Below are 929 nucleotides of genomic sequence, written 5' to 3'. Positions count from 1 at the left end.
AAACGAGGTTATCCATGGGAGATGACTGACGTAAAAACGGACCGCGAAAGGGCTTGACTTTCAATGCCCCATAGAAGTCTTACTGTGTCATAAAATACTTGGGGCAGTACAACAGAACGGACATCGCTGAAGTCGCTTGGAAATGTGAGCGGCAATGCGCCATCGAAGCATAGCGATCGAATCAGGTACGTGGCGCTGCGGGCGCTGGGGAACCGCGTGGGATGTAGCCCGACGGTAAGGCAGATGGGTTGCGGATTTCAGCGTTTTTTTTACCGCCTTGAATGAGGCGTTGTGCGACGATAACCAATAGGCGGCGATACACAGCGATGCATGATGGTGGAAACCGCGCCATCCTCGACTGATCGTCTTTATCGACGAGACCGGCAACTGAGGCGTCGTTGCGAACGCTATCGCTCCGGGGGCGTCGGTTCGAGCACCAGCATCGCTGCTGTCATGCACACCCGATCCCGCACGGTCGAGATACCCAATGGCCTCAGCTTGCCGTTGGCCTTCGGGATAAACACTCTTCTGATAGGGTCCGGCCGGTAAGTCTCCTGCCTGAGCACAAGCGCCAGTTCACCGAGCCACTGCTGCACCCCGTACGCTTCGACCTCTGCGAAATCCTGCCGATCGACACCCGGCGCGCCCCTGTTCGAGCGACACTGAGCGTACGCATGCGCCAGCACATCCTCGCAATAGATCTTGTCGTACAGAGCGTAGAAGCGGTACCCGGCTTCTGCCTTCGCTTTCGCGTGTAACGCCATCTGCAGCTTCTGAACACGAATCGGAGTTGATAGGTTGTCCAATCTCCACGTCCTCACTACGTAGTCGGTCGTGCAGAATGGCGCGAAACTAGGCGCCGCGTGCGAATAGGTGCAAATAGAGGGTTGCGGAACTCCCAGTTTCGATATGGAATTGGCCAATCTTCT

General features: G+C 56.3%; 2 pseudogenes. Both read right to left on the bottom strand.

The window, feature by feature from the left end:
• Window positions 1-181 precede the first annotated feature (181 nt).
• Window positions 182-357: pseudogene (locus tag AWB78_RS46210) on the bottom strand (IS701 family transposase); the annotation flags it as partial.
• 50 nt (window positions 358-407) lie between these two features.
• Window positions 408-929 (bottom strand): annotated as a pseudogene (locus tag AWB78_RS49220) (hypothetical protein); the annotation flags it as partial.

The sequence above is a fragment of the Caballeronia calidae genome, assembly GCF_900044055.2.
Taxonomy (GTDB): Bacteria; Pseudomonadota; Gammaproteobacteria; order Burkholderiales; family Burkholderiaceae; genus Caballeronia; species Caballeronia calidae.
This window is presented reverse-complemented; position numbering and strand designations above follow the sequence as displayed.